The organism is Pikeienuella piscinae (assembly GCF_011044155.1).
Classification (GTDB): domain Bacteria; phylum Pseudomonadota; class Alphaproteobacteria; order Rhodobacterales; family Rhodobacteraceae; genus Pikeienuella; species Pikeienuella piscinae.
Map to the genome: position 1 here is coordinate 2,128,380 of NZ_CP049056.1, position 16,358 is coordinate 2,144,737.

The 16,358-nt window shown below is 67.3% G+C and carries 16 protein-coding genes; 7 read left to right on the forward strand and 9 right to left on the reverse strand.

The window, feature by feature from the left end; translation table 11 throughout:
* Window positions 1-186 precede the first annotated feature (186 nt).
* The 3 genes from G5B40_RS10300 to G5B40_RS10310 form a co-directional block, all read right to left on the reverse strand.
* Complete coding sequence (locus tag G5B40_RS10300) at window positions 187-1,011, reverse strand: helix-turn-helix transcriptional regulator (protein WP_165098199.1); 825 nt, start codon at window positions 1,009-1,011, stop codon at window positions 187-189.
* Between the two features lie 169 nt (window positions 1,012-1,180).
* Window positions 1,181-2,320 carry an iron-containing alcohol dehydrogenase gene (locus G5B40_RS10305; RefSeq protein WP_165098201.1) on the reverse strand — a complete coding sequence of 380 codons (1,140 nt, stop codon included), beginning with the start codon at window positions 2,318-2,320 and terminating at the stop codon, window positions 1,181-1,183.
* Window positions 2,321-2,446: 126 nt separating this feature from the next.
* Window positions 2,447-3,712, reverse strand: a complete 1,266-nt coding sequence (locus G5B40_RS10310) for an ABC transporter substrate-binding protein (RefSeq protein ID WP_165098203.1) — start codon at window positions 3,710-3,712, stop codon at window positions 2,447-2,449.
* Window positions 3,713-3,965: 253 nt separating this feature from the next.
* Here G5B40_RS10310 and G5B40_RS10315 point away from each other — a divergent pair, with 253 nt between their 5' ends.
* Window positions 3,966-4,670, forward strand: a complete 705-nt coding sequence (locus tag G5B40_RS10315) for an SDR family oxidoreductase (protein ID WP_165098205.1) — start codon at window positions 3,966-3,968, stop codon at window positions 4,668-4,670.
* A 60-nt stretch (window positions 4,671-4,730) separates the two neighbouring features.
* Here G5B40_RS10315 and G5B40_RS10320 read toward each other — a convergent pair whose 3' ends face one another.
* The gene (locus tag G5B40_RS10320) at window positions 4,731-5,108 is read right to left on the reverse strand and encodes a DUF6152 family protein (protein WP_165098207.1); all 378 of its coding nucleotides are present in this window, start codon (window positions 5,106-5,108) and stop codon (window positions 4,731-4,733) included.
* Window positions 5,109-5,125: 17 nt separating this feature from the next.
* Entirely contained in the window at window positions 5,126-5,611 is a 486-nt protein-coding gene (locus tag G5B40_RS10325) for a hypothetical protein (protein ID WP_165098209.1), read from the reverse strand.
* A gap of 141 nt (window positions 5,612-5,752) precedes the next feature.
* Here G5B40_RS10325 and G5B40_RS10330 point away from each other — a divergent pair, with 141 nt between their 5' ends.
* Window positions 5,753-7,162 (forward strand): hypothetical protein, encoded by a 1,410-nt coding sequence (locus G5B40_RS10330; protein WP_165093510.1) that lies wholly within the window; start codon window positions 5,753-5,755, stop codon window positions 7,160-7,162.
* A 109-nt stretch (window positions 7,163-7,271) separates the two neighbouring features.
* Complete coding sequence (locus G5B40_RS10335) at window positions 7,272-7,496, forward strand: hypothetical protein (protein WP_165098211.1); 225 nt, start codon at window positions 7,272-7,274, stop codon at window positions 7,494-7,496.
* Window positions 7,497-7,562: 66 nt separating this feature from the next.
* On the opposite strand, the gene G5B40_RS10340 is transcribed toward G5B40_RS10335, so the two are convergent.
* Both G5B40_RS10340 and G5B40_RS10345 read right to left on the reverse strand, forming a co-directional pair.
* A complete protein-coding gene (locus tag G5B40_RS10340) occupies window positions 7,563-8,570 on the reverse strand; it encodes a glycosyltransferase family 4 protein (protein ID WP_165098213.1) in 1,008 nt (335 codons plus the stop codon).
* Between the two features lie 6 nt (window positions 8,571-8,576).
* Entirely contained in the window at window positions 8,577-9,911 is a 1,335-nt protein-coding gene (locus tag G5B40_RS10345; protein ID WP_165098215.1) for a KpsE/RkpR family capsule polysaccharide export protein, read from the reverse strand.
* Window positions 9,912-10,119: 208 nt separating this feature from the next.
* Here G5B40_RS10345 and G5B40_RS10350 point away from each other — a divergent pair, with 208 nt between their 5' ends.
* A complete protein-coding gene (locus tag G5B40_RS10350) occupies window positions 10,120-10,920 on the forward strand; it encodes an ABC transporter permease (RefSeq protein ID WP_165098217.1) in 801 nt (266 codons plus the stop codon).
* 10 nt (window positions 10,921-10,930) lie between these two features.
* The gene (locus tag G5B40_RS10355) at window positions 10,931-11,590 is read left to right on the forward strand and encodes an ABC transporter ATP-binding protein (RefSeq protein ID WP_165098219.1); all 660 of its coding nucleotides are present in this window, start codon (window positions 10,931-10,933) and stop codon (window positions 11,588-11,590) included.
* Window positions 11,591-11,595: 5 nt separating this feature from the next.
* On the opposite strand, the gene G5B40_RS10360 is transcribed toward G5B40_RS10355, so the two are convergent.
* On the reverse strand, window positions 11,596-12,828 hold the full coding sequence (locus G5B40_RS10360; protein ID WP_165098221.1) for a capsule biosynthesis protein: 1,233 nt from the start codon (window positions 12,826-12,828) through the stop codon (window positions 11,596-11,598).
* 138 nt (window positions 12,829-12,966) lie between these two features.
* On the opposite strand from G5B40_RS10360, the gene G5B40_RS10365 reads away from it, so the two are divergent.
* Complete coding sequence (locus tag G5B40_RS10365) at window positions 12,967-14,217, forward strand: capsule biosynthesis protein (RefSeq protein WP_165098223.1); 1,251 nt, start codon at window positions 12,967-12,969, stop codon at window positions 14,215-14,217.
* A complete protein-coding gene (locus tag G5B40_RS10370) occupies window positions 14,214-14,969 on the forward strand; it encodes an SDR family NAD(P)-dependent oxidoreductase (RefSeq protein WP_165098225.1) in 756 nt (251 codons plus the stop codon). The genes G5B40_RS10365 and G5B40_RS10370 overlap by 4 nt, the downstream gene beginning before the upstream one ends.
* Window positions 14,970-14,996: 27 nt before the next feature.
* On the opposite strand, the gene G5B40_RS10375 is transcribed toward G5B40_RS10370, so the two are convergent.
* Window positions 14,997-16,349: an aminotransferase class I/II-fold pyridoxal phosphate-dependent enzyme gene (locus tag G5B40_RS10375; protein WP_165098227.1), complete on the reverse strand. Its 1,353-nt coding sequence runs from the start codon at window positions 16,347-16,349 to the stop codon at window positions 14,997-14,999.
* Window positions 16,350-16,358: the final 9 nt, after the last annotated feature.

The window sequence follows — 16,358 nt, forward strand, 5'->3', positions numbered from 1 at the left end:
GTCGCTGGCGGGGCGCGCGTGGCCTCTCGATGCCGGCATGGTCCGGCTTCCTTCCCTTGGTCGCGCGGTCATTCGCATGCCGCTCCGCTCTTTGGTCATACCTATCCGCCCGTCAGCTCCGGGCGCATACCCGACAGTCTCTCCGGGTCGCCCCTGATCGGCAAAACCGGGCGCCCCGGCGGCGCCTCAGCTTACATGCGCGACACGTCGATAATCGCTCGGCGGGATGCCGACATTGGACGAGAAGAACCGCGTGAAGCTGGCCTGGCTGGAGAAACCGAGATCGAAGCTGATCTCCGTCACCGATTTCACCGAGTGCATCAGGTCGTCGATCGCCTGTTCGGCCCGGAGCGTGTTGAGGTAGAGATTCGGCGTGATCCCCATCTGCTTGCGAAAGAGCTTGAAGAAATGCGGCCGGCTCAGCCCGGCTTCGCGCGCCAGCCAGTCCATCTCCATGTCCTCGGTGAAATTCTCCTGCATCAGGCGGAGCGAACGGCGCACGCGATAGTCGGAGAACCGTCCCTTCCCGATCGAGAGCGCGTCGCGTTCCCCCAGCCCGCGCCAGGACTGCTCGAAACAGAGGCTCGCCATCTCGAAGAGATAGCCGTCGAAAAGGCTCGGGCTTTCCGCGTCGAGCAGGAGACCGGTCAACCGTTTCACCGCAAGCTCGATCTGCCGGGTGCGGCGGATCGACGGGCGCCCGAAACTCAGCGCGAATTCCGCCGAGCGGCTCGTCTCCAGGAACCACATCGGCTTGATGTAGAGGACGAGATTGAGACAGGCGCCCGAGCCGACGAGATCGAAGCTGTGCGGCTCCCACGGGCTGATCGCGGCGCCCGTCGCGTCGTCGCTGATGACGCGCGCGTCGCCGATGGCGAGATCGCCATGCGCGCCGCCGAGATGGAAGATCAGGTGCCCTTCGCGGTGGGCGTGCATGACCATCGGCTTGTCGATCCGGTAGAGCGCCGCGCGGCCAAAATCCCCGTGAAGGACCGCTAGGGCCTCGCTCATGGCTGTTCCTCCCATACGGCTTGGCCGACGCTTCGATCTCGCCAGCCCGGTTTTCTTTCATTGGAGGCCGCGAATCGGCCGGCATGCAAGAGGAAAGGGGAAAAAAGATGGGACCGGCCGTTACGTCATGCGCCCCGGACCCGTCGCGCCGGGGCCGCGCAACGCCCGGTCAATGCACCGCCCTGAGAAGCGAACGCAGCTCCTCCCCCCTCGCCGGCGTCGCGTTCCGCGCGGCCGCGAGATCGCGCGCCGCCTCCTCCGCGGCGCGCCCGATCTCGGCCAGGCTGACGCCCATTTCCGACAGGCTCGCCGGCAGCGGCAGCGGCGCCATGAAGCGCCGCACCCCCTCCGCTAGGTCGGCGCCGGCGTCGAGCCCGAGCAGCGCGCGCACCGTCTCGCCGCGCTGCGCGCCGGCGCGGTGCTCCGGATCGGCTCCGATCATCCGCAGGACGCCCGGCAGCACCAGCCGGCTGACCGCACCGCTGTCGGGCGCGGCGCTGGAGACGGCGCAAAGCGCGTTGACCAGCGCATAGGCGAGCCCCGGGCCCTTCTGCTGAGCGAGCGCGCCGTTGAGGCTGGCGGCGGACAACTCGCGCCGGTCGGCGAGCGCGCCGCTCCTGAGGGCGTTGTGAAGGCTTCTGACCGCGCGGCGCAGCCCGTCGAGCGCGATGCCTTCGGCCGGCGGGTTGTAGCCCCGCGCGAGATAGGCCTCGACACAGGCCGCGAACGCCTCGGCGCCCGCGCTCGCGCTCTCACCCGCGTCGGCGTCGAGCGTCAGCGTCGGGTCGCAGATCGCCACCGAGGGGATGAGAAGCCGCGTCGCCAGCAGCGCGCGCCGCTCGTCCAGCGTCACCACCGAAGCGAAGGCGCTGACCGAGGCGCCGTAGCCGCGGATCGTTGGGATCGCGATCAGGTCGGGTGCCGCGTCCGCGAGCTTCGGCTCGCCGCCCCGCGCCAGATCGGCGAGCGGCCGCCCGTCCGCCGCCGCCAGCCGCGCGATCTTGGCGAAATTGATCGCCGCGCGGTCGCCGAAGGCGATCAGGGAGTCGCGCTCCGTCGCGCTGTATTCCGCCGCCAGCCGCCGCGCGGCGGCCTCGTGCGGGAACCGGGGGCAGCCGCTGAAGAACGCCGCGTCGGTCTTGATCGGCAGCGCCGCCAGCAACCGCTCCATGGCATCGCACGCGGGGCCCTTGGGGCCGGCGACGATAAGCGGGCGGCGCCTTCCGCGTTCGCTCATCTCGCCCCAGAGCGCCTCTTCCAGCACACCGTCGGCGAAATGGACGCGCGTCAGGTAATTGATCAGGGTCATGCCGCTATCCGCACGCCCCGCGCCGGCATGGCGCTGTTCCGCGGGCCTGGAGGTGGAGCCGGGCGGACGAACGCGCCGCCCGGCTCCTTCACAGGGAGAGTCCCCTCACCCCGATTGCGACCGTCCTCAGTAGGACTGCTTGCACGGCGGGTTGTCGCGGCTCGGCAGCCCGATCTCGGCGAACTTCTCCGCCGAGAAGCCGAGCAGCTGATCGACATTCTCGATCACCTTGACGACCTGGGTCGCGAGCGTCCCGTCGTCCTTCTCGATCACCTCGTAGATGAAGTTGGTGCCGATCGCCTGGCGGTTGTCGTCGAGCGTGATATGGCCGTTCGGCGCGTCAAGCTCGATATCCTTCAGACACTGCCGGAGCGCGGCCTGGTTCTCGTCGCCGGCGATCTCCGCATTCAGCTCATCAAGGCAGGTCAGCGCAGCCGTGGTTGCGTTGTAATAATTGGTGGCGAGCAGCGACGGCGAAGGGAACCGCTCCTCCGGCGGGAAGGTGTCCTGATAATCCTTCACGAATTTCTGCCAGCCCTCATCCTCCCAGGTGTCGGCCATGCCGCCCGCGGCGGGCACGCCGATCAGCGCGTCCTTGGCGGAGCCCTTGGAGTTAAGCACCGTGCCGTCGATCATGATCGTGCCGCCGACCAGGTTCGCGTCGCCGCCAGCCTGCTGGTACTGGTTGAGGAAGTTGACCGCGTCGCCGCCGCCAAGCCCGAGGTAGATCGCGTCGACATCATCCGGCAGCGCCGCGATGATCGAACCGAAATCCTTGGTGCCGAGCGGGACCCAGAGCCGCTCGGTGATCTCGCCGCCGGCCTGGCAGTAGTCGAGCGCGAGGCCCATGACCTGCGTGTAGACGAAGGAGTAATCCTCGCCGACCGTCGCGATCGTCTCGTAGCCCTTCTCATTGTAGATGTAGTCGCCAAGGCCCTGATGCCACTGGGCGCCGTTCATGTTGTAGCGGAAGTAGTTTTCCGACGGCGTGATATAGGTCGTCTCCAGCGCGCCGGAGGCGGCGTCGATGAACGTCGTCTGCGGCTGGGTCTTGGAATAGTCGCGGATCGCGATGCCCTCGGAACCCGAGAGCGGGCCGATCACCAGACTGACGCCCTCCTGCTCCACCAACTTGCGGGCCCCGCGCACGGCGCTGTCGGGCGAGGCGTCGGTCGGCTGGATGATCAGGTTGATCTTCTTGCCGCCGGCCATGCCGTCATGCAGGCGCAGCGCGGTCTTGAGGCCGCGCACGCCATCCTCGCCGAGCACGGTGTAGGTGCCTTCGAGCGGCGCGAGCACGCCGACATCGAGCGTGTCCTGCGCCGCCGCGCCGCCTGCGGCGCCGGCGACGAGGGCGGCCACGGCCGCGGTCGTGAAATCTCTGAGTTTCATGCTTTCCTCCCGGGTTCTTTGTCTCGCCCCCGAAGCGAAACGCGCCGCAGGGTCGCCTGCATAGTGCGGCGGCCAGCGACCGGGGCCGATGTCGGATCGTATCGGCCCCGTAACGCTCAGTATCTTTTTTGCGCGCTCGCCGGCGCCGGCCGCGCGCATCGCTCGATTGACGCCGGGGCGCTCGCGCTGTCTAGATGCCGCCCGTCAACAGGAAGCGGGCCCGGGCGGGCGCCGAAAATCGAGAGGAAAGACCATGGATGTATCAGGCAAGACGGCGCTCGTCTTCGGCGGAACCTCGGGCATTGGGCTCGCCGCCGCCAAGCGGCTGGCCGCTGGCGGCGCGAAGGTGGTCGCGATCAGCCGCAACCCGGATCGCGCCGGCGAGGTTCCGGCGGGCGTGACGCTCGCCCAGTGCGACGTTCGCGACCCGGAGGCGCTTCGGGCGCTTTTCGCCGAGTATGCGCCGTTCGACATCCTGATCAGCGCCGCGACCGGCGGCGACCGCGCGATCGGCCCGTTCCTCAAGATGGATATGGACGGCTTCAAATCCTCCTTCGACAAGCTCTGGGGCTACGCCAATGTCGTCCGCTTCGGCGCCGAACACATGAGCGAAACGGGGTCCATCGTGCTCGTCAGCGGCGCGCCGGCGCGCAAGACGAAACCCGGCCAGGTCGCGATCGGCTCCGTTGGCGGCGCGGTGGAGGCGCTGGTTCGCGCCGTCGCGCCCGAGATCGCGCCCCGGCGCCTCAATGTGGTTTCGCCTGGCCAGATCGACACGCCGATGGTGGCGCTCTCCGGCGAGGAGCGCGTGGCGCATTACAAGAAGACCACCGCCGGACATGTCATCCCGCGGGCCGGCACGGCCGACGAAGTGGCGCACGCCATCCTCTTCATGGTCGAGAACGATTTTGTCACCGGCACGACGATCGACGTGGATGGCGGCTGGCTGCTTTCCTGACGCCAACCCATCGCCTGTTTCGCCCCGCGTCATCGCGGGGCGAATGCGGGGCGTCTCCGCTCAGCCCTTGACCGTGATATCGTGCGGCACGCCGTCCTCGAGCGTGATCCGCGAGGGAAGGATCCGGCGGATCGAGCGGTCGACCGGCCGCACGCCCTCGACGATGACATTGTCGCGCATCTTGAACTCCTTGCCGGAGCTGCTGAATCCGGCTCGCTCCAGCGTGTACTGGTCGCCGATATCGACCTCCCAGTCCTCACCGTCGACGCGCATCCAGAACTCCCAATGCGGAAACCCGTCCATCTCCTTCGAGATCCAGCCTTCGAGGACGATCGGGTTCTCGGTGTCCCAGGCCATGTAGCCATGATGCGCGACGGCGGGCCGGATGAGCGCGGCGGCGCCGAGAAGGCCGAGAAAGCCGCGTCGGTGAAAGTACATTGTCGTCTCCAGTCTCACTATGGCCAGTTGGGAAAATAGGCGATCATCCGCCCGGCGACCAGCGCGCCGAGCCAGCAGCAAAGCGACGCGGCCCCATGCAGCGCCGCCTGACGGTCCGTCGCGCTCTCCAGCCAGAGCCCGGCGCGCACATGAAAGAGCAGCGCCAGCACCGTCCCCAGCGTGATCAGGCAGAGCTTCCAGTAAAAGATCGTGACGCCGACATAATGCCCGGCCCGCACGGAAAAGAGCACCAGCCCGGCGGAGACCGCCAACAGGAGCCCGAAAGCGGCGATCGGAACCAGCACCCGCGCCAGTTCTTCGCGCCCGACGCCGCGCCAGAGCCCGAGAAGCCGCAGATCCATCGGCAGGATCGCCCCGACGAGCAGCGCGACGCCGAGCACATGCGCGGTGTTCGCGAGCGAATACCAGAGCGGCGAGAATTTCATCGCATGCACGAAACCCGTCGCCTCGATGGCGGCGGCGAAACTGGCGAGCGTGTCCATGGGCGGCGTTCCTTGCGTTTGCTCGCCCGTTGATAGCCGGGCGGAAACGCCCCCGCCAGTGCGCCGAATCGCCGGCGCGCGTCGCCAATTGCGCGCCGGAGCCCGCGAAAGCGTCGATCGCATCGACGAGGGGGACTATCGGTGGGCTGGCTGACCGATCTCATTGGCGCCCTGTTCGGGTGGGGCGCGGTGTTCGGAGCCGCGGTCGCGTGGTTCAGCTATTCGCTCGCCAACATCTGGAAGAAGGATAACACGGCCCGCGAACGCTGGATCAGGCGCCTTCGCAATACCGACTGGTCCGAATCCTACGGCCGGATAGTCAACGCGGCGCTCGACTGGCTGGACCGGCGCTTCAGCCCGGAAATCGCCGAAGACCCGCCGCCATTCGCGCCGGGCTCGCCCCGCGCTGCGTGGAGCGCGCCGCTCCTTTCCTTCCTCCTCGCGGTCGCGCTGGCCTATCCGCTGCTCGGGCTGATCGCGCAATGGGCGGCGACCGGCGGCGATGCGGCGGTCGGCGGGTTGGTGATCGTCCCGGCGGAACCTGTGGTGGGAATCAGGATCGCGACGCTATGCGGGATTGCCCTTGTGGCGTTCGCCATGTGGGAATGTCGAACAGCAACCAGAACCGGCTACGCAGTGTTCTGGTTGCTGTTCGCAGGCGCAGTCGCATTCGCAGTCGCATTCGCAGTCGCAGGCGCAGTCGCAGTCGCAGTCGCATTCGCAGTCGCATTCGCAGTCGCAGGCGCAGTCGCAGTCGCATTCGCAGTCGCAGTCGCATTCGCAGTCGCATTCGCAGTCGCAGGCGCAGTCGCAATCGCAGTCGAAATTCTCGGCCGAAGAACCGGCCGTCCGGCGCTGATGCTTTTTCTCTGGACGCTGCTCGCCAGCGGGCTGATCCACATTGCGGTGAGCGCGACGCCGAGAATCCCCGAAGGAAATCGCGGCGTCATCCTCTTCGTCAGCATCCTGCCGCTTCTGAACGGCCTTACCGATTTTCTCTCGGTCGGCGCCTCGCGCTGGCTTTTGCGAACCGCCGCACCCACCGACGCGCAGCGCCGCCCGCGCCTGCTGCACTGGCGCTGGGACGCGGCGGCGGCGCTGGCGACTCTCGCTTTGCTCGCCGTCGGGTTCATAGCCTTCGTCACCTTCTCGGTTCCGCAGGACGGCGTGCCGCTGATCGACCTGATGGCGACTTTCACGGATATCCGCGTGCACCCGGAAAACTACTGGTGGCTCGGCTTCATGGTCTTCACCACGCTGCTGCCGTCGCTCCTCCACCTCCTCCTCGCCGCCTACAGCGCCTTCCTGCTCGTCCCGACCGGGCTTCGCCGTTGGATCGCGGACAGGCTGGAGGCCGGCGCTTCGGGCGACGAGGAGCGCGGCAAATACGCCGCCGCCGCGCTGATCCTCCTCTGCGCCTCCTCGCTCTCCCTTCCATTGATCGTGATGGCGGAGGGCGCGCTCCAGCTCTGGTCGGGCCGCGCCGATCTGCGCGACGGGACGCTTCGGCTTTGCGAATGGTTCACGCTCTGGCTCGGCCAATTCGCCTGAATCGGGCCGCCCGAACCGTGCGCCGGGTGGACGCTGAAAATGCCGGATTCGCCCTTGAGGCCGCGTCGCGCGCGCATTAACCCCCGCGAAAGGAAACGGGAGCCGCGCCATGACAGCCGCCAACATTCTCATCGGGATCGGCCTCGTCGCCGCGATCGCCGGACTCGCCGGCGTCGTCTGGTGCATCCGCCTCGCCCGCCGGGTGCAGGCCGGAAAAGTGCCCGAGGACCAGCTTCAGTCCGCCTTCGCGCGCCTCTCCGCCGTCAACATGGCCGCCATCGGCGGCGCGATGATGGGGCTGGCGATGCTGCTCGTCGGGCTGCTGATCCGCTAGAGCGTTTTCGGATCAATCCGGATCAAAACCAATCGCCATTCGGCCGCCCTTCAGGCGAATGGCGATTCAATCCGATCCGAAAACGCCCTGGGCGCCGTCGTCGATCTCCAGCAATTCGGCCCAGAGCCGGCGCTGCGCCTCGGCGTCGTTCAGCCGCGCTGCGAGCGCGGCGCCGGCCTTCGCCATTTCCCGCGTTTCCAACGGGTTGGCCGCCAGCCGGTCCAGCGCTGCGCGCCATTCGGCCGGATCTGGGCCAAGCGCGAGACCCGCCCCCGCCTCCACCGCCAGCGCCGCGCCGGGCCAGGCGCGCGCGTATAGCCCGGCCGCCCCGGCGACCGCGTGCTCGATCAGCTTGTTCAGCGAACGCGCGGCGTTGAACGGCGTCTCCGCCAGCGGATAGAGCGCGACATGCGGCTGGAGCGCGGGAAGCGCCGCCCGCCAGTCGCGCCAGCCCATCGCGCCGAGATCGCGCGCCCGCGCGTGCCCCACCTGCCCGCCATGCCCACCGCCGACGATCAGTTCGGCTTCGGGCCAGTCGTCCAGAAACCCGCGCAGCATCGTCGCGAGCGGCGCGAAATCCGGCCCGTGCACCTGGCTGCCGAGAAAGGCCACCCGGAACGGCCCATCGGCGCGGTGATGCGACAAGCTCGAAAATTCCGTTTTCCAATAAGGATTTAATACCCTCACATCGAGCCCCGACGCCCGCGCCCGGATCATCCCTTCCAGCGCGGGGGAGCTGACCACCGCCGCCGCCGCGCCGGGCAGGAAGCGCGCCGCCGCCGCGCGCTCCACATTGTCGAGCTTGAACCGCCAGTAGCGCGAGAGCGCCGCGTCCGCGCCGTCGAGATCAATGGCGTCGTCGATCAGATAGACATGCCGGGGCCGCAGACTGGCCCGCCCGGCCCGCCCGTCATGGCGAATGACCAGCCGCACGGTCGCGGAGGCGAAGACCGTCGGCGCGTAGCGCGTGACCAGCCCGCGCCGAAGCCAGTCGGCGCAGGAATCGGCGAAATAAAGATCGGCCGTGGGAGAGTTCAGCGTCGTCAGCGCGCGGGTGAAGACGCGGCGCAGCATCCCCGCTCAGCGCCGGTCCTTGATGTTATAGGCGATCATCACGAGGACGACCCACCCCATAAAGAGGAAGACGAAGCTCAGACCGCCGAGCATGTACCGCTCCGGGTACTCCGCCGTCTGGGCCAAAGTGGGCGCGACATGGGCTGAAAGATACCGCTGCTGGCGACGCGCCTCCCCCTTCGCGTTTTCGAAGGACGCGAGCGCGACGGCATAGGCCTGTTCGGCGAGTTCGCGGTCGACGGTCAGCTCCTCGAACTTGCCGACGGCCTCGGAAAGCGTCTCGCCGGCGCCGTTCGAAGCGAGCTTGGCGCGCTCCTCGGAGATCGCCGCCTCCAGCGAACGGATCCGGCGCTCGGCGGAAACCACGCGCGAATCGCTCTCGTCGGCGAACTGCCTGAGCTGGTCGAACTTCAGTTGCTCGGTCGTGAGTTTCGCCTCCAGTTCGCCGATGCGCTGCATCAGCGCCTGCACGTCGAGCGACGGATCGACACGCTGTTCGCTCGCGCGAAGCTCCGTGAGGCGGAGCCGCACGTCGCGCAGATGGTCGACCGCCTCCTCGAGATAGACACGCGCGTCGCGCAGCGCATCCTCGCGCGCTTCCGCCGAAAGCCGATTGATCAGCAGCGTGCTCTCCTTCAGCACAGCCTTTGCGATGGTCTGCGCATCCTGCGGATCGAACGCGCGCACCTCCACCTCGACGATGCCAGCGTCGAACGAAACGAGAACCATGCTCTTCCAATACTCGGTCAGCGCCTCGATCGAGGGATCGTCGCCGAGCGAATACCACCAGTCGGTCGCCTGCGGCCGGTTGTAGATGGTCCTGAGGTCGAGCTCATCCTGCAGCTTCTCAACCAGGTTCTGACTCTGGATGTAGCCGTAAAGCACCTCTGCGTCGTCGGCGACAGCACCGCTGGAGCCGCCGAATATCGCCCCGAGCGTGCTGAGCGTCGGGCCATCGTCGGACTGGATGGTGAACGCAAGCTGCGAGGCGTACTGGTCCACCGCCCGGAAATGTAGATACCAGTTCACGAAAGCGGACGGCGCGACGACGAAAAGGACGAAACTAACGACCAGCAGCCAGTGGCGGAACCTGAACCGCGCCCGCGTCTGGCCAAGGGGTCGGCGCGGCGGGCCGGGGCGCCGGGCGACGATGCGGCCCGGCCCGTTCCCACCACCTTGCCCGGCGAGCGGCTGCGGCTTCGGGTCCGACTTCACGGCGCCGCCCGCCCTGCGCGCCGGCGCTGCGACGGCGGATTTCGTCTGCCCCTTCAGCGGCGGCGCCGTGAACACAGCGTCGCCCACCGATCGAAGCGGAGCGGATTCGGCTTTCTTGTCAGTCATTGGCCCACCCGGGATCCATCTGGCCGCGCGCTCACGGTCCGCCGCGGCGCCGGCGAGATATGCGCGTATCCGCCGAATTTTGCAACGCGGCGAGGCGAACTCCCAACGCCGGCGCCGCACGGCGATGATCCGCCGCTTTGACAATGGCCCGCGCGCTGGCTAGCCGTTGCGGCGGAAGCGGCGCCCGGTGGCGCGGCCGGAGGCGAATATGGCGCGAAAGCAGGCGGTCACGAAACCCCTCCCGAGCTTCGCGAACATCCGCGTCATTGTTGCGCTGATGATGCGCGAGATGTCGACCCGTTACGGCCGCTCGGCCGGCGGCTACATGTGGGCGTTGCTCGAACCGGTTGGCATGATCGCGATCATGTCGGTGGTTTTCGGCATGGCGATGCGCTCGCCTTCGATCGGCAGCAGCTTCCCGCTGTTCTTCGCCACCGGCTTCCTCACTTTTCAGTTCTATACGGAGCTTTCGTCGTTCTCGTCGAGCGCGATCAACATGAACAAGCCCCTGCTGACCTATCCGCGGGTGACGCCGATCGATGCGATCCTGGCGCGGTTCCTCCTGCAGTTCTTCACGCTGGCCACTTCGGCGATCGTCATTTTCTCCGGCATCATCTATTTCGAGGAAATCCGCACGATCTACGATTTCACCGCGATGCTGAAAGCGGTGGGCTACGCCAGCCTGCTCGGGCTCGGCGTCGGCGCGACGAACACGGTGATTTTCACCTTCGTGCCGACCTATCAGAACGTCTGGAAGATCATCAACCGGCCGATGTTCCTGATTTCCGGCGTTTTCTTCACCTATGAGGACATGCCGCGCACGGTGCAGGATATCCTCTGGTTCAACCCGGTGATGCACGTCATCGGGTTGATGCGGCGGGGCTTCTACCCCAGTTATCACGCAACCTATGTCTCCGAGTTCTATGTCGGCGGCATGGCGATCGGATTTCTGACGATCGGGTTCTTTCTGGTATACTCCAACAAGACCGCCCTGATCGAAACGCGGTGAGCCGACGACGATGATCGAACTGATCGACCTCTCGAAAGAATATCGTTCCGGGTCTATCCGGCGAACGATCGCGGAGAACATCAACCTGACGATCCCGCGCGGGCGGAGCCTCGGGCTGCTGGGGCGGAACGGTGCGGGAAAATCGACGCTGCTGCGCATGATCGCCGGCACGGTGGAGCCGGATTCGGGGCGCATCATTCGCCACGCGACGGTCTCCTGGCCGCTCGGATTCGCCGGCAGCTTTCACGGCATGATGACCGGGGCGCAGAACGTCCGGTTCGTCGCCCGCATCTACGGGCGCGACCCGGACATGCTGATCGCCTATGTCGCCGATTTTTCCGAACTCGGCGAAGCGCTTTACATGCCGGTCAACGCCTATTCCTCCGGCATGCGCGCCCGGCTCGCCTTCGGCGTCTCGATGGGAATCGATTTCGACTACTATCTGGTGGACGAGACGACGGCGGTCGGCGACGTCAATTTCAAGAAGAAATGCCGCAAGGTCTTCGCGGAAAGACTGGCCGCCTCTGACGTGATCATGGTCTCGCACGCGACCGCGACGCTTATCGATTATTGCAAGGCCGGCGTGGTGCTGGAGGATGGAAGGGTCACCTATTACGAGAATATCGCGGATGCGGTCGAAGCGCATGAAGCCAATATGGCGATGCGCTGAACGCGTCAGCGCGCCCAGTCGGGGAACGGCCGGCGGGTAAGCCGCTCAACGGCCTCGGCCACGGCGCGCTTCCGGCCCTCCGGATGAAAGAACGAACCCTTGATCTGGATCTCGCGGGCGAGCGCGCGCACCAGCGCCGCCTCGAGCGTGTGATCCACCGGCTCCGGCGCCGTCCAGAAGCTATCCAGAGACCCCTGATGCGTAAGACCGGGCATGTCGTAGACCGCGCTCCCCAGCACCTTCACCGGCGTCCCGGCCCGTATGCTGTGCAGCCCGACCGTAGAGTTGGCCATCACCGCGCCCTTGGCGTGACGGATGAGGAGGCCGAGATCGCCGCCCCGAATCAGATCGACGCGGCCGCCCAGCCCACGCCGCCGGGCCATTTCCGGCACGCGGCGGCGCCAGTTCAGATAATCGCTGTCCAGGGGGTGCATCTTGACCACCAGCCGCCGCGTCGCCGGCGCCGCGCGCGCCATCGAGTCGAGCACCTCCTCGATCATCTCCGCGTAATCGCCATAGGGCGAGGAGGCCCGGATCTGATAGTCCTGCGCAAGTTGCATGGCGAAGAGCGTGTAGTCGGAATCCGCCGTCGCGCAGCGCGCCTGAACGGCCCGCGCCGCCCGCTCGTCCCGGCGTTCGCTCAGGAGCGTCGCGATCCAGTGATAGTAATGGGTGAAGATCGAAAACGGCAGATCCAACCGGTAGTGCGGATAGAATCCGAAACCGGCGATGGTGGACGCATACATACCGATATCCGCCATCGCCTCAGCGATAAAACCGCTGGGATAGAGCGCCGCGTCATCGTGCGGATCATCCGGCCCGGGCGCGCCAAGCCGGCGAATGACGTCCGGATCCTTCGGAAAGCGCGAGAACGCTCCCATCGCTTCAGGCTCCAGCGTCAGCCAGTTCGGCCGGAGATACCCGAACTCGATCGTCCAGGCGCGGACGCCGGCGGCTTTCGCCGCATCCAGCGCGTCGATATTCCAGGGATGCCGGTCGGCGTAGTAAATGACGTCCGTGATTCCCTCGTCCGCCAGATAGGCGTCGAGCCAGGGTCGCCAGCCCGCCTTCGGCCCGCGGTAGGAGCGCGCCCCGAGTCGCGGCCAGTAGAGCCAGTCCTGTCCGGAAAGCCGCACCTTGGCGACGGCGTGTCCTTCGGCCTTCAGCGCGTCCGCGAGCTGCAGCCAGAACTTCGAGTGATGCCCTTGCAGGAACAGGAAGCTCTTCCGTTCAGTCACGCGCCGCGCTCCACGATGTTCTCTGGCCCCCGCCACGTCTTGGCCTCTCGCATGGAAGCGGGGGGTGAGGCAAGGCGCGCCCGGCTTGGCGCGGGGCATCGCCTGTGCTTTTGTCCGCCGCGCATGACAGGAGAGACGATGAGAGATGACCGGGGCCCTGACGAAGAGCGCGTCTTCCTGCTGTTGCAGGGGCCGATGTCGTTCTTCTTCACCTATCTCGCCACCGCGCTCCGGGCGCGGGGCGCCTCCGTCCGGCGGGTCCTCCTCTGCCCCGGCGACCGGCTCTTCTGGCGCGGTCCAGGCGCCGTCTCCTATCGCGGACGGCCCGAGGGATGGGCGCCGTGGCTGCGCGCGCTGATCCAGGCGGAGCATGTGACCGATATCGCCTGCCTCGGCGACGGCCGGCGCTGGCATGAAGAAGCCGTGCGCATCGCGGAAGATCTCGGGCTCCGCGTGCATGTCGTCGAGCAGGGATATCTGCGGCCCGGCTGGCTGACGGTGGAGCCAAGCGGAACCGGTGGGCGGAGCCGCTTTCCCCGCGACTGGACCGCGATCGAGGCGCTCGCCGGCCCGGCGAAGGCGCCCCCCCGTTTCAGGACCAGCTTCTTCGGCTACGCGGCGATGGACGTCGCGTTCAACCTGGCGAACATTTTCACGTCATGGGCGCTCTATCCGCATTTCCGGCTGCATACGCTGGACCATCCAGCGCGCGAATGGGCCGGGTGGATATTTAACAAGGCGCTACCCTTCCGGCGGCGCCGGCGTGAGCGCAGGGCGATGGAGGCGCGGATCGCGGAACACCGGGGCCCGCTCTTCGTTCTTCCCCTGCAACTCGACACCGACTACCAGATCCGCCTTCACGCCCCGCCGGGCGGCGTTGCGGCGCTGCTGCGGCGAACGGTGCTCTCTTTTGCGGATCACGCGCCCGCCGACGCGCTGCTCGTGGTGAAAATCCACCCGCTCGACCATGGCGAGGCCGACTGGCGCGCGGTCATGGGCCGCGCCGCCGAGGCGGCCGGGGTCGCGGACCGTTGCGTCTTTCTCGATGGCGGCGACCTCGACGCTCTTCTCGGGCGCGCTGCGGGCGTCATCGTAGCCAACTCCACCGTGGGATTGACGGCGCTCGGCGCGGGCGCACCGGTCGTCGCCCTCGGGACGGCGATCTATGATCTTCCCGGCCTGACCTTTCAGGGCGGGTTGGACCGGTTCTGGACCGACGCCGCGCCGCCCGACTCGGCGCGGCTCGATTCACTGATCCGCGCCCTTACCGCGACAATCCAGGTGCCGGGCGGATTTGACGGGTCCGGCGCGCGGCCGGGCGCCGCCGCGATGGCGGAGCGGATGCTGGCGCCGCCTCCGTGGAACCCTGCGGAGGCGCCAGCGCGATGATCCGCTCCATGGTCCTCACCGGCGCCTCCAGCGGCATCGGAGCCGCTCTCGCCGCCGCCTACGCCGCGCCCGGTATCTCCATGCTGCTGATCGCGAGAGATAAATCCCGACTCGAGGCGACCGCCGACGCGGCGCGTGCCGCTGGCGCCGATGTGGAGACCGCGACGGTCGACGTGACCGACGCGGAAGCGCTCGCGGCGGCGATCCTCGACTTCGACGACCGTCGCGGCGTCGATCTCGTGATCGCTAACGCTGGCGTGGCCCTCGGCGGGTTGCCCGAGCCGGCGGGGCAATCGCGCCGGCTGATCGAGATCAACCTGCAGGGAACGCTCAATACGCTAGAGCCGCTGATACCGCGAATGATCGCCCGCGGCGCCGGCCAAATCGGCGTGATCAGCTCGATCTCGGCGATCCGGCCTTCCGCCGATCTGCCAACCTACAGCGCGGCGAAAGCCGGCGTCAGGGCCTATGGCCAAGCGATCCGGTCGGGCCTGCGGCGCCACGGGATCGCGGTGACGGTGATTTGCCCCGGCTTCGTCACGTCGCCGATGTCGAGCCGTCATCACGGGCCGAAACCATTCGAGATAACGGCAGAAAAGGCGGCGCGGATCATTCGGCGCGGCATCGGGAAGCGGCGCGGCGCGCTGACCTTCCCCTGGCCGTTCTCGGTCATGGTTTTCCTCGGCAATCGTCTGCCGCCATTCCTCTCGGACTGGTTCGAGCGCCGTTACGCGGCGCGGATCGGAGATTGAGAAACGGCGCGGCAGACCCCGCCGCGCTCAGCCTCTGAGGCTGGCGAACAGGTCGACATCCTCCAGTTCGCGCACCACTTCGGCGGTCACGTCCACGGCGCGGTCGATCTGTTCTTCAGTATGGTCCGCGGTCAGGAAGAACCGGATGCGCGCCTGCTGCTCCGGCACCGCCGGGAAAATGATCGGCAGAGCATTCACGCCACGCTGGAATATCCTGTCCGCCGCAACCACAGCGCGCGGGCTGTCGCCGATGATCACCGGCGTCACGGCGTAACCTTCGGTCAGGCCGATATCGAGCCCGGCCGCCTTCGCCCGATCGCGGAATCTCAGCCCGTTGGCGCGCAGACGCGCCACGCGCTCCGGCTCCGCCAGCATCGCCTTCACCGCCGCCGTCGCGGTCGCCGCGACCGGCGCGGGAATGCCGACGGAAAATACGAAACCGGGCGCCTTGTGCTTCAGATAGGCGATCAGCGCCTCTGATCCGCAGATATAGCCGCCGCAAGAGACCAGGGTCTTGGAGAGCGTGCCCATCCAGATCTCGATCGTCTTCGGGTCGACCCCTTGAAGTTCCGCGATGCCGCGCCCGGTCTCGCCGAGCACGCCGAAGGCGTGCGCCTCGTCGACCATCAGCCAAGCGTCATGGCGCGCCTTGACCTCGACAAAGCGGGCGAGATCAGGAAGGTCGCCATCCATCGAATAGAGCCCCTCGACCACCACCAGCACCCGCTCGTAGCGGCCGCGGACGCGGGAGAGCGTTTCGTCCACCCATTCGAAATCGTTATGTGGAAAGGTCAGTCGTGCGGCGCCGGAAAGGCGCGCGCCCTCTGAGATCGAATTGTGAATGAGCTGATCCATCAGGATCAGGTCTTTCGGCCCCAGCATCGCGCCGATGGTCGTCACATTGGTGGCGTGCCCGGACACCATCGCAACCGCCGCTTCAACGCCGTACGCCTCCGCCAGCGCCCGCTCCAATTCGCCATGATAGGGCCGCTCGCCGCCGACGAGCCGGGAGGCGTTCGCCGAGACGCCCCATTTCTCCGCCGCCTTGACCGCGGCGCGGCGCACGTCCGGATGGCCGCCAAGGCCGAGATAGTCATAGGAGGCGAAGTTGATCCGCTCCTCGCCGTCGATCACGCAGAGAGCGCCGGCGCGATCCTCGATCTCGCGGAAAAACGGCGTACCAATACCCAGCGTCTGGCCAACCGCCTCCTGAAATCTCATCTGTTCGAAAATCGGCAAGGTCGAGAAGTCGAACGCCTTGGTCGGTTTGCCGCCGACTGGCTTTGGCGGCGCCGCGACGCGCGCGCCGCGCGCGCGGGCTTCGCGCACCTTGCGAAGCCGGTCGACCAGCGCGCTTCTATCCTTCTCCGCGGCCCCCATGCTCAAAAC

Coding starts and splice junctions, on each gene's coding strand:
- G5B40_RS10300 (WP_165098199.1), bottom strand. CDS start 1,011: ATGAGCGAGGCCCTAGCGGTCCTTCACGGGGATTTTGGCCGCGCGGCG.
- G5B40_RS10305 (WP_165098201.1), bottom strand. CDS start 2,320: ATGACCCTGATCAATTACCTGACGCGCGTCCATTTCGCCGACGGTGTG.
- G5B40_RS10310 (WP_165098203.1), bottom strand. CDS start 3,712: ATGAAACTCAGAGATTTCACGACCGCGGCCGTGGCCGCCCTCGTCGCC.
- G5B40_RS10315 (WP_165098205.1), top strand. CDS start 3,966: ATGGATGTATCAGGCAAGACGGCGCTCGTCTTCGGCGGAACCTCGGGC.
- G5B40_RS10320 (WP_165098207.1), bottom strand. CDS start 5,108: ATGTACTTTCACCGACGCGGCTTTCTCGGCCTTCTCGGCGCCGCCGCG.
- G5B40_RS10325 (WP_165098209.1), bottom strand. CDS start 5,611: ATGGACACGCTCGCCAGTTTCGCCGCCGCCATCGAGGCGACGGGTTTC.
- G5B40_RS10335 (WP_165098211.1), top strand. CDS start 7,272: ATGACAGCCGCCAACATTCTCATCGGGATCGGCCTCGTCGCCGCGATC.
- G5B40_RS10340 (WP_165098213.1), bottom strand. CDS start 8,570: ATGCTGCGCCGCGTCTTCACCCGCGCGCTGACGACGCTGAACTCTCCC.
- G5B40_RS10345 (WP_165098215.1), bottom strand. CDS start 9,911: ATGACTGACAAGAAAGCCGAATCCGCTCCGCTTCGATCGGTGGGCGAC.
- G5B40_RS10350 (WP_165098217.1), top strand. CDS start 10,120: ATGGCGCGAAAGCAGGCGGTCACGAAACCCCTCCCGAGCTTCGCGAAC.
- G5B40_RS10355 (WP_165098219.1), top strand. CDS start 10,931: ATGATCGAACTGATCGACCTCTCGAAAGAATATCGTTCCGGGTCTATC.
- G5B40_RS10365 (WP_165098223.1), top strand. CDS start 12,967: ATGAGAGATGACCGGGGCCCTGACGAAGAGCGCGTCTTCCTGCTGTTG.
- G5B40_RS10370 (WP_165098225.1), top strand. CDS start 14,214: ATGATCCGCTCCATGGTCCTCACCGGCGCCTCCAGCGGCATCGGAGCC.
- G5B40_RS10375 (WP_165098227.1), bottom strand. CDS start 16,349: ATGGGGGCCGCGGAGAAGGATAGAAGCGCGCTGGTCGACCGGCTTCGC.